This is a genomic window from Yersinia aldovae 670-83, from assembly GCF_000834395.1.
GTDB lineage: Bacteria > Pseudomonadota > Gammaproteobacteria > Enterobacterales > Enterobacteriaceae > Yersinia > Yersinia aldovae.
Genome location: NZ_CP009781.1, coordinates 3,641,020 through 3,652,708, shown reverse-complemented (window position 1 = coordinate 3,652,708; position 11,689 = coordinate 3,641,020). Strand labels below are relative to the sequence as shown.

Genomic DNA, 11,689 nt, shown 5'->3' with positions numbered 1-11,689 from the left:
TCAATCCAGCCCGATGACCAGTGCGGCATTCGCCCCGCCGAAACCAAAGCTAAGGTTCAGGGTATTGCGTAAGGCTTTTGGCCGGTGGCCCTCTTTGATGTAATCCAGATCGCACTGCGGATCGGCATTTTTAAGATGGCAAGTGGCTGGCATAATCTGGTGTTTCAGTGCTTGCAGGCAGATAATCGATTCAAAGCTGCCAGCCGCAGCAATCAAATGGCCCGAATAGGATTTGGTACTAGACAGTGGCGTGCTATATGCCGCGTCACCAAACACCTGTTTGATGGATTGAGTTTCATTGAGATCGTTAAGCTGGGTCGAGGTGCCGTGAAGATTGACGTAATCAATCTCTGCTGCGCTCAAACCTGCTTGCTGGATAGCGCGCTGGATGGTTTTAACCCGCGCCACTTTATCTTCTGCTGGTGCAGTAAAATCAAAGGCATCGGAATAGTTACCGTAACCTTTAATCTCGCCAAGGATAGCAGCACCGCGTGCCAATGCCGCTTCCCGCTCCTCCAAACACAGCACCGCAGCACCTTCGGAAAGCACAAACCCGTTGCGATCCAGACTAAATGGGCAACTGGCTTTAGTGATATCGTCCTGCTCGCGCGCTAATGCACCGAGAATATCGATATTCCATATCGCCGCATCACTGCGCAGTGATTCGCCCGCTCCAGCCAGCATCATCGAGGCCCGCCCGCTGCGGATCACTTCAAAGGCATCGCCGATGGCAATCGTCCCGGTAGCACAAGCAGCGATGGGCGAATTCTGATAACCACGTAACCCCCAATATAAGCTGCACGCCGCAGTACCGGCATTGGGCATCGACAGGAAACAACCAAACGGCGTGCCTAATCCGGTTTGCAGAAAATCGTCATAGTTATCATGAGTTTCATCTTGCCCAGCCCAACCGCTGCCGATGATAGTGCCGCAATCCAGCAAATCATAATAATCGTCAAGCGACTGTTCGCCGAAAGCCATTCCCATCGCCTCCCGTGCTGCCGCCAGAGCCAGGCGAGCATAACGAGGCAGACGACGGCGAATAGCCGCAGGCACTGATTTCAAATTAGGTTCAGCATCCAGCAAACCAAAAAAGCGCGATGTGATCCCCTGTGCAGATTTGTCGTAATAGCGATAACCCAATTGATAATCCATAATAGCCGCCCAGCTTTGCTCCGCATCCATGCCCAGCGGGGTGACAGAGCCATAACCGGTTACCACCACACGACGCTGTTTTGCTGTATTTGTCATGATTTAATTCCTTTACTGTCACTGCTGTCATCGCTACCACCGCCTAACGCCAACCACAATTTCATGGTGGCATTCAGGTAGTTATATTGAAGTTCGAGCAAACTGGTTTCACTGGTTAGCAGAGCATCCTGCGCATCCAGTAAGGTCTGAAATGAAACGGCACCGGCCTGATACTGGCTGCTGGTCAGGGTAAGCCGACGCTGGCTGAGTTGCAGGTTTTGCCATTGATTCTCTTTTTGCAGTTGGTAACTCACCCGCTGAGTCATTGCGTCATCCACATCTTTCAACGCACTGTAAACTTTGCGGCGAAAATCGACGGCCGCCAGTTTCACATCCAGCGTTGACTGCTCGATGGTGAGCTGCACGGTATTCCACTGTAAGAATGGCAGCGCACTGCTTACGCTTAAGGTGCGGCTGGGGTTGCTAAACCACTGTGAGAAGATGGCGCTACCAGCATCCAGGCTGGCACCGAGCGAGAGCGTCGGGTAAAAATTGAGTTTAGCCACATCCGATCCGGCCAATGCAGCCCGCAAACGCCACTCGGCAGCTTGCACATCAGGCCGCTGGGCGATGACCTGTAGCGGTAAACTTGCGGAGATTGGCACTTGTTGCTGTAAATCCAGTGAGTTACGTTCAGCCTGACGGTAGTCCGGTGCACGGTTAAACAGCACCGCCATTGCATTGCGCGCCGCTTCCCGCTGCTGTTGCAGATTCTGATACTGATTCTGTCTGTCCAGCAGTGCCTGCTGCGCCTGCAATAACTCAATCTCACTGGCATCCCCCGCCCCTAATCGTGAACGCACCAGCTTGAGGCTGTCCTGCGCGATAACCACTGCCGCCTGCTGATAGCGCAATTGCTGATTGAATTTAGCAATCTGCCAGTACACGTCAGCGGTAGTACCAATCAGGGAAAGTACTGTCTCCTGACGGTCTTGCTCGGTGGCATTTACTGTCCATTGTGATTGATCACGGGCGCGGGCCAGTTTGCCCCATAAATCCAGTTCGTAGCTCAAACCTAACGAAGTGCTGTAATTCTCACGCGGTTGGGTATTCTCATTCAGAGAGCGGGTATTACTACCAGCGCCATTCAGCGTGATATTGGGATGCAAATTGGTATTAGTCAGTCCAGCGCTTAGCCTTGCTTGCTGTAACTTAAGCCCGGCAACCGCCAGATCATTGTTGCTGACCAACATGCGGTTGATATTTTCAGTGAGCGTTGGATCATCAAAATTCTCCCACCAATGCACACTGTGATGCAGGTAACCGCCACCGCTATCCTTGATGCGCCAGCTATCAGGCACCGACAACATCGGCCGCTGATAATCACTTTTCAGCATGGAACCGCAACCGGTGAGCAGCAGTGTAATAATTACAGTATTGATGACTCTTTTCATTCTCGGGCCAACGCCTGTGTTGGATGCAAACGGGCTGCATTGCGCGCTGGGAAAAAGCCAAATCCCAAACCAATCAGTGCGGAGAAACTGCACGCCAGCACCATCGGTAACCAGGTAAAAACCAAGGTGAATGCTTGAGTAAACCAGGAGAAAATCACCCCGGCCAGCGCAGAACCGGCAATGCCAATCAAACCGCCTAGGGTGCAAATAACCACCGCTTCAATCAAAAACTGAAGCATGATGTCACCGGGGCGAGCCCCCACCGACAGGCGGATACCGATTTCGTGAGTGCGCTCCGTGACCGAAACCAGCATGATGTTCATCACACCCACACCGCCCACCAGCAGCGAGATTGCAGCAATCGCGGTAATTAGCAGCGTCATTGAGTCTGAGGTTTTCTCAATTGCGCGGGTCATCTGGTCGTTGGTTAGAATAAAAAAGTCACGCTGCCCGTGGGCCTGCTCCAGTACCTTTTCGACATCACGCTGCACCTCATTGAGGTGATAACCTTCCCGTACCCGTAAGGTAATTAATTCCAAAGGCATATCACCAGAGATACGTTCAGTCAGTGAGGTATAGGGCATCCACGCCGTCAGTAACCCACCAAACTGCGTTCCTTTTCTTTTGGCGATGGCAATCACTCGCAACGGAATTCCCTCCAACTGTACAATTTCGCCAATCGGGTTTTCACTCGCAGCAAACAGGGTGTCTCTGAGTTCCGGTTGCAGAATAATGACCGCTTCACGCTCGTTAACATGGTGCTGGGTAAATCCAGCACCTGCAATAAAATCAAGCCCTTGCACATGGAAAAATCCGTTACTAACACCCGAAAGTGTCACCATCACTTGTTTATCACCACGCACCGCAGCGGCCACTCTACTCACCACCGGCGACAGGCTATCGACATAAGGTTGACGACGCAGCAATTCGACATCAGCCAGCGTGAGTGAACGCTCAAAATCAGGGCGAGGCTTATCCCAACCCAATCCTGGGCGGATATCCAGATTACTGGTACCAAGCTGACTGATTTCACTGAGAATCTCCTGACGAGCGCCTTCCCCTACCGCCATTGAAGATATTACCGACGAGATGCCGATAATGATCCCCAGCATCGATAAGAAGGCGCGGATACGGTGGCCGAGCAGTGAGCGCCAGGCCATTTTTATTGCTTCACGCACACTCAACCACCAGTGTGGGCGGCCTGTGGCGGCAGTGGCAGGCAGCGCAGCATGTGCTGCCGTGAGGTTTAATGCCACGTTATGACCATCGGCAATGATTTCGCCGTCGCTTATCTCGATAATACGCTGTGCCTGATTAGCGATATTGCGGTCATGAGTCACGATAATAATGGTATGACCGGACTGGTGCAGGCCGTGCAAAATCCCCATCAATTCTTGCCCGCTGGCACTGTCCAGCGCACCGGTGGGTTCATCTGCCAAAATGATGCCAGCACCGTTCATCAGTGCTCTGGCTATACTGACACGCTGTTGTTGCCCCCCCGATAGCTGAGCTGGCTTATGCAGCAGATGGCCACCCAGCCCTAAACGATTGAGCAGGTAAACCGCACGCGTCTGACGTTCAACCGGCGTCATCGCGGTATAAAGTGCCGGAATCACGACATTTTCAGTGGCAGTTAAATAAGGCATCAGGTGATAGCGCTGAAAAATAAAACCGATGTACTGGCTTCTCAATTGCGCCAACTGTTTACTGCTTGCCTGGCCCGTCGGGATGCCGTGGATAGCCATTTCCCCCTGCGTTGGTTTGTCCAGGCAGCCAATGATATTCATCAGCGTCGATTTACCCGATCCGGAAGCCCCGATGATAGCCACCATCTCGCCACGGTTTATCGACAGTGAGATATTCTTCAATACCGCAACAGACTGCGTTCCTGAGGTAAAATGGCGATAAATCCCCTTTAACTCGATCAGCGCCGAGGCTTTCGCACTGTTTTCGCTAAACGTCTTTATGGTCATAATGACGCCCCCATAACGACCACCTGATCACCTTGCGCTAACCCCTCTTTCACCTCGGCATACTGACCATCTCGCAGGCCAACCCGCACCCAGCGCACAGCACGCTGTTGACCATTAATCACCTCGACCCGATAACGCTTATCGGGCTGCTGTACCCCTAATGCAGACAAAGGCACCCGCAGCACATTCTTCGCCTGCGCAGTGATGATAAATACCTGCGCCGTCATAGAGGTGCGTAACAAACGTTCGCTATTGGCGATACTGAAAATACCGTTGTAATACACCGCGGCAGGCTGCGAATTACTCACCGATCCAGATCCATCCTCACGCAAGCTATCGGCAGACGCCTCTTGAATGGCATCCATCCGGCTCTCGTAACGGCGATCGGGATTCGCCACCACATAGAACCACAACGGCTGCCCGACACTGACTTTGAGAATGTCAGTTTCTGAAATACGGGTGTGGACGGTCATGGTATCGACATTCGCCAATACCAGAATGGTTGGCACCGTTTGAGAGGAAACAATGGTTTGCCCCTCTTTAGTGACGATACCCAGCACTTCGCCATCAATCGGTGCCATGATGCGGGTAAAACCCAGATTGGCTTTTGCCGTTTCCAACGCCATTTGGCTCTGCACTATCTGCGCTTCATTGACGCGAACTTGCGCCAGTTGGCTGTCGTACTGCGCCTGCGCTTTTTCCAGTGCGCTTTTTATCCCTGAACCTTCTTCGGCCAGTGTTTGTTGCCGCTGAAACTCCAGCAGATATTGCCGTGAAAGCGCCTGAGCCGCTTGTTTTTGCGCCTGCGCACTTTGTAATTCAGCTTCAGATTTGCGCAACGCGTTCTGCTGCAATGTGGGATCGATCTCTGCCAATAACTGGCCGCGCTTAACTCGATCTCCTTGTTTAACATAGAGTTTGGTTAACTGCCCGTTGACCTGTGCGCCAACATTAACCTGCAACGACGGCTTTAAACTGCCGGTCGCCATGACGTTCTTTTCTATGTCACCACGACTGAGAGTTTCAGTTAACGGCGCAGCCTGTGGCGTGCGATGACTCAACGAAAGTGCAATCCCTACGCCAATAATCAGTAGCAAAACGATAAGCCCGATAAGCGACAGGCGTTGTTTTGGATTTTTCAAGTTGATGCGCATCATTGAGCTACCGCGGGTGTCAGGTGATTTGATGCCATTGGCCGAGAAAAACGCGCCAATTGGCTGTCATGCAAGCGGAAGATCCGGTCAAACATCGGCAACACACTTTCACTGTGAGTCACGGTAATCAGGGTTTTACGATATTCGCGACAATGAGACAGCAAGGTCTGCATCACCTGATGAGCCGTCTCTTCATCCAGATTGGCCGTCGGTTCATCCAGTACCAGCACCGGACAATCGCTGTACATCGCCCGCGCCAGTAATAAACGCTGACGTTGCCCCAGTGATAGCGCAGCATGACTCTCCCGCACCAACGCACTTAAGCCGCCGGGTAATTTATCGATAACGGGGGTTAATTGCAGACCTTGTAATGATTGTTCGATACGCTGACGTTTGGCCGCATCCAGATGCCCGTCGAACAGAGTAATGTTGTGTAATACCGAGGCATTAAACAGAATATCTTCCTGACTTTGCAGGAAGAACAAGCTATGCGCCTGCTGAAAATCAACGGCTTGCCCATCCACCAGAACTTGCCCTTGCTGTGGCGGCAACAACCCGGCCATCACTTTTAGTAGCGTGCTCTTTCCGGCACCTGACTCCCCGATAATCGCCACACTTTGGCCGCGCGCAAGCGAGAGCGAGAGATCCCGCAACACCGGCTGGCTGGCGTCATAAGCAAAACAGATATCCTGATAAACCAACTGACGACTAAACGCCGGAACAGCCGCAGGAATAGATGAATCAGTGGAGGCGGGCGTTTGTTGCCCGGCAGGGAACAGATCACGGGCGCGGATATCAATCACATGCAGTTGGTTTTTCTGCAAAATGGCATAAAAGATCTTGGTGATATAGGAGGTGAAAATCTCGCGCACAAAACTATAAGCAAAAAACTCCCCTAAACTCAGTGTACCCTGCTTTAACATCGGCAATGCCAGCAGCATAAAGAACACCATTTCCAGGCTGCCGATCAGCTGATACAGGCTATTTTTGACCTGATCGTAGATTTTTTTCTTCTGTAACGCACTGAACAGTGACAGTACCAGGCCAGCAAATACACTCTGGCGCTGGCTGGCTAAACCCGCTGATTTAATGGTAGAAAAGCCCTGAATCGTTTCCAGAATAAAATCACTTTGCTCAGCGCCTTTTACCTGTAACTGTTGGGTGTAATAGCGATCGCGATAAATAGCCCAAATACTGATCAAGCCCATCAATATCACGCCAACGACAGAAACCATCGCCAGTAACGGACTCATATAACACATCACCGCTAATGCAATGGCACCGATTATCCAATCAGTTCGCAGGCCGTTATCCAGCTCGATTTTCTGTGTAGCAGCCATCTGCCAATTTGAAAAACGGCTGAAGATATCCCCTGGGGCGCGTTTATCAAAAAAATTGAGTGAATGGCTCAGTAAGCGAGAGAATCCGGCCACACTGCTCAGCACCACAAATTGTTTGATATAGCGCTCGGTGATATATCGCACCACAAAAGCTAATGATGTAGCAACCACGAAGGCCAGCAGAAAATAGAAATAGGGGAAATCAGTCTTTCCGACAGAAGAAAACACGTCATTAATTGCACTGCTGACCATCGTCGGCATGATAAACAACGTCAGCGAGATCAAGAGCGCTAACGTCATCAGCCAATAGATGCCACGGACATTAGCCGTTTCTTTCAGGCTCATGCAATCAAGCGCACTCAGTCGTGTGCTGTGTTCAATCTTCTTTATCGCGTCAGGGGAGGCCGGTGTTTCAGAATCCAGCACCAGTGCATAGCCGCTGATTTCCGCTTTTAATGCGTCCATTGGCAGTAGTTGCTGGCCGATCGCCGGATTCATCACACAGACGTAGTTGCCTTTGCGGTACGCGAGCAGCACGTAGTGACTGGCTCCGTAATGCAAAATAGCAGGCAATGGCAAGGCAGACAGTTCCTGATGTTCAAATACCACCGGATAAACCGGTATCGCCAGTTCAGACAAAATAGTGCACAGGGTCGCCAGTGACGTTCCGTGCTCAGATGCAGGATAGCGCTCCCGTAAGCTCTCCAACGGTGCGTTGATGCCTTGGGTCTGTGCCAGCATCGCAATACAGGCCAGGCCGCATTCATTGGTTTCGCTCTGAAAAATCAGCGGCGGGATTATCTTTTCCATTTTCTACTATTCTTCGTAAGTAACATTATTCGTTAATAAAAAATAACGAATGCGAGTGCCATAACAACCAGTCTTGTGGATGCTGTATCATTGATATTTCAATCAATTCGGGTAATTTCATTTTTACTTCCCGAGCCGTGAGCGCAGGGTAAATATGGATTTTTATTTCTTTGTCGTAATAGAGATAATAAAAAACCACCTGCGCTGACAGTGCTCTGGCAACGCGAATAATGCCGCTGTGCAAACTCGCTGGGCGGTTAAATAACTGACAGGGCATTTTGGCCGTTTCAGCCATCTGGTTATTCACGGTGTAATCCGGCGTGATATCGGGGAAGATAATGATATTCTGTTTATGTTCAGCCGCTTGCATAATGGCATCCATCAGATTACCTGCAATTGCACGGCTATCCGCATGGATCGAGCAGTAAGAAATATTTACGCCGCCCATTTGCCGAGCCTGCTCTTCATAAGCCTCCGCGCTGGCCGAAACGACCACCGTCGCCTGCCCCGGGTAAACCCCTGCACCGACTATGCCCGCCAGAACATCGGAAACCATATGCAGTGGGGCCAGAATGACCGGTGAACCCGCCTGATGCAGCGCACTCACCTGATTATCCAGTTGTTGGGTGCAGGCAGCTAACTGCGCTAAAATTTGCCGGTTTTGCCCATAAGTTGCAGCCAGTTCCAATACCTGACGACGCTGGGCTATTTGGATAAAATTCCGCATTGACGGGCTGTTCTGACCCTGCAATAAGCATTGGCTATTAGCCGCCGCCACCCGCGCCAAATTTTTCTGTCGCCGTGAATTCAAGCCCATCACGCGGCGAACCGCAGCACACCACAATAAAAAGCGGTAATCACCGTGGTGTAATAGCCAGCAAGCCAGTTTTAGCTGCATACGTCTAAATACTGCACCACGAAAGGCCAACTTATCGAGTTGGTTTCTCCAGGTAAAATAACCCCAGACGACAAACAGCCTCATTATTTGTCCAGTGCCTTATCGTGCTGTAATAATGACAAAAGATGGTCTGAGAACGCAGGGAACGTTCGATCCTGAAGTGCTACCCATTTTTTACCGACAATAAAAGCAGGTGTAGCGTCAATTTTGTAATATGTCCTGACCGCCGTCATATAGTTGAGCAGGTCTGTAACCTCTGCCGACTGGCTGGTCTGCTGATATTTTACGACATCAATATCATTCGATTTTAACCAAGCGTCTCGTTGGCTGCGGTCAGTTAAATCAATGTTATCTTTTAGCACCGCTTTATAGGCACTCTGGCGATATTGTGGTTCAATTCCCATGACGCTTAAGGTGGCAAAGATCGGTGCAAACCGCGCCAGGCCGCTGGGCTGATCACTGCTGATATGCAGGCGAATAAAACGTGTCCCTTCCGGCATACGCTGTTCTAATTTGGCAATATTCTCTTCATTAATGGCACAGTAATGGCAACCATAAGAGAAGATCTCGATAATAGTTTTATCGTCTTTGATAGGGCTGCCTTGAATGCCACTACTGCTGACAGATATGAGGCTTTCCTGTGTGTCCTGATTGAGTACGAAGTAGTGAAAGTAGGCGGTAGTTATCAATGAAGAAACCAAGATAACAAAAATTGTGTAGCCTATAAAAAACCCGCTTTTTCTTAAAATGCTTTTTTTGGTAGATATATCATTCTTTATAGGCATAAAATTATCTTCACATTAAATTAACGCTAAATTTATTAAACTCCAGCGCTAAAAACACATTCATAAAAGTAAAACAGGCAAGCAAGATAACTAACCCTATACTTGCCTGGGTTATCATCACATATTAATCGTTAATCAATTTGATATCTTAACGGCAGTTAGCAACACTGGTCGGTGTCGCTGTACGGCTAACAACTTTACCGTGTTTATCTGTACATGTAGTAATTGCCTGACAAGTTAACGTCGTGCTGCCTGTTAACCATTCATAAGTATCTTTACAGGTTGTTTTACAAGTACCACCTACAATGGTATTAGCATCAGTCATGTTGATTTTTTTCATGGTAACTCCTTAAATGAAAATTTACAGCCTATTATTAAATAGCCCATTAGCAAGAGTACGTTAGAATCAAATAATTCTAAGCGATAAATTTATACTATATAAGCACAATAAAACACAATATAAATAATATTTATTTACTGAACACAACGTAAATTAAACCCACGGGAGATTTTCACTATAGCCATATAGCGAAATTAAGATTAAATACTAAGAATATAAATAATTACCCGAGTAAAATCCTATTTATATTCTTAATAATGATGCGCTAATATAAAGCACACATATCAATCGGGGTTTAAAAATAAGACATTATCACCACTCCACTACCATTAAAACTCCCCGCGTCAGGTAGCCCTGCCGTATGCAATGTCGACTCAATCATAAAAGTATTATTTCCAACCCCTGCGGTCACTGATACCCCATTTGACAAATCTTGCCCTGACACTTTCAGCGTTGATGTCAGGTTACCGTTTTGCCCAAGGTTGATACTGGTGTTACCCACTAACGTTAATTTCAGTAAGGTATTGGCGGTACAGTTTATATACAACGGTGCGCTTTTTTGCGAGCCATTGACACTCTGTTGATTAAGAGAACCATAGCTAATGTTGACATCACCGGTGATATCACACGTTTCTGGCGTTGGAGGGACCGTGCCACAGTAAGAGCCAGGAATAGATTGGCCGCTGAAGTTGATATCGTTAGCCCCTTGCCAATACATCACGCCAAAGCAGGTGCCCGCTGCCCGCAGGGGGTTGGTGGTTATTGTCGCCCAACTGCCGGATACGCCATTTTTGGCAACGAAAGCAACCCTCATATCCTGAGCCGTTGCGCCACGCGGAACAATGACACGAGATAAGGCATAGGATGGGTTGGCACAAAGCTCATCCGGATTATTTGAAAAATGGCATATCGCCACAGAGCAAGAGGTTGCGGTACAAAGTTGAGAGCTGCCATTTTCCTCGCTGGGCCAGGAGAAAGTACCAATATATTGGCCACTAATACGTGTTTGTGTCGATACCCAGGCACTGGCTTCGCCATATCGCGGGAGTAAAAACAGCACACAGGCTATTATCCAGAAATATCTATAAGTTAACTGCATATCAGGTTGTTTCATTAATTAAATTTCCGTTGATAATAAATCTCAGCCACGGATTTTTCGTCTTGAAATAAACCGTAGTAAGAAACACCAATCAATAATATTGCAGAGTAAAAGTTGCTATTGCTGTAAAACCGCCACGCTTAATTGTGTGCTGGGTGATAGCATCCGGTTCACCCTGAACATACGCTTTTAATGTAATAACATTGCCGCCAGAATTAAGTACGATAGCATCGTTCTCTTGATCTAAAGGTAAAAGTATTCCGGCCAGCGTTTCCAGTCCAATCGCTATTCCCATATCATTACCGTTGACCGCCAACAGCCCTGGTAAATAGCTATTATTACTGCCGGAAAAAATGATTTTCACGGTATTACCCTGACTGATATCACAATCAATCAGATGTATTTGAAACTGTTTACCTAACGTACGCTGATTCAGATAGAGGTATTTATCTATTACCGTGCCAAACTCCAGAGCAATAGCTTCATCGCCTGGGCGAATAGTGCAAGGTTCTGCCACCAGAGCGCCATGAAAACGCATATTATCTGCGGCATATATCGGTAATATCCAACAGATGTTCAGTATCAAAATACTCAAGACAATAAGACAATAGCGCATCAGCAGATATACATTAGTCATTATTTTAT

10 protein-coding genes are annotated in these 11,689 nt (G+C 48.7%); all 10 read right to left on the bottom strand.

Annotated features, from left to right (window positions below; genetic code table 11):
- The 10 genes from AT01_RS16380 to AT01_RS16335 all read right to left on the bottom strand — a co-directional run bounded on the left by AT01_RS16380 (window position 1) and on the right by AT01_RS16335 (window position 11,681).
- Window positions 1-1,251 (bottom strand): beta-ketoacyl-[acyl-carrier-protein] synthase family protein, encoded by a 1,251-nt coding sequence (locus tag AT01_RS16380; protein ID WP_042547899.1) that lies wholly within the window; start codon window positions 1,249-1,251, stop codon window positions 1-3.
- The gene (locus AT01_RS16375; protein WP_042547898.1) at window positions 1,248-2,645 is read right to left on the bottom strand and encodes an efflux transporter outer membrane subunit; all 1,398 of its coding nucleotides are present in this window, start codon (window positions 2,643-2,645) and stop codon (window positions 1,248-1,250) included. The genes AT01_RS16380 and AT01_RS16375 overlap by 4 nt, the downstream gene beginning before the upstream one ends.
- Window positions 2,642-4,618: a MacB family efflux pump subunit gene (locus tag AT01_RS16370; protein ID WP_042547897.1), complete on the bottom strand. Its 1,977-nt coding sequence runs from the start codon at window positions 4,616-4,618 to the stop codon at window positions 2,642-2,644. The genes AT01_RS16375 and AT01_RS16370 overlap by 4 nt, the downstream gene beginning before the upstream one ends.
- Window positions 4,615-5,772: an efflux RND transporter periplasmic adaptor subunit gene (locus tag AT01_RS16365; protein WP_042548677.1), complete on the bottom strand. Its 1,158-nt coding sequence runs from the start codon at window positions 5,770-5,772 to the stop codon at window positions 4,615-4,617. The genes AT01_RS16370 and AT01_RS16365 overlap by 4 nt, the downstream gene beginning before the upstream one ends.
- On the bottom strand, window positions 5,772-7,922 hold the full coding sequence (locus AT01_RS16360) for a peptidase domain-containing ABC transporter (RefSeq protein ID WP_042547896.1): 2,151 nt from the start codon (window positions 7,920-7,922) through the stop codon (window positions 5,772-5,774). The genes AT01_RS16365 and AT01_RS16360 overlap by 1 nt, the downstream gene beginning before the upstream one ends.
- A 25-nt stretch (window positions 7,923-7,947) precedes the next feature.
- Window positions 7,948-8,904 carry a lysophospholipid acyltransferase family protein gene (locus AT01_RS16355; protein WP_042547895.1) on the bottom strand — a complete coding sequence of 319 codons (957 nt, stop codon included), beginning with the start codon at window positions 8,902-8,904 and terminating at the stop codon, window positions 7,948-7,950.
- Entirely contained in the window at window positions 8,904-9,509 is a 606-nt protein-coding gene (locus AT01_RS16350) for a thioredoxin domain-containing protein (protein WP_235427168.1), read from the bottom strand. The genes AT01_RS16355 and AT01_RS16350 overlap by 1 nt, the downstream gene beginning before the upstream one ends.
- A gap of 244 nt (window positions 9,510-9,753) precedes the next feature.
- On the bottom strand, window positions 9,754-9,945 hold the full coding sequence (locus AT01_RS16345; protein ID WP_042547894.1) for a DUF4762 family protein: 192 nt from the start codon (window positions 9,943-9,945) through the stop codon (window positions 9,754-9,756).
- Between the two features lie 295 nt (window positions 9,946-10,240).
- Window positions 10,241-11,059, bottom strand: coding sequence for an MrpH family fimbial adhesin (locus AT01_RS16340; protein WP_042547893.1), 819 nt, complete (start codon window positions 11,057-11,059; stop codon window positions 10,241-10,243).
- 76 nt (window positions 11,060-11,135) lie between these two features.
- A complete protein-coding gene (locus tag AT01_RS16335) occupies window positions 11,136-11,681 on the bottom strand; it encodes a fimbrial protein (protein WP_042547892.1) in 546 nt (181 codons plus the stop codon).
- Window positions 11,682-11,689: the final 8 nt, after the last annotated feature.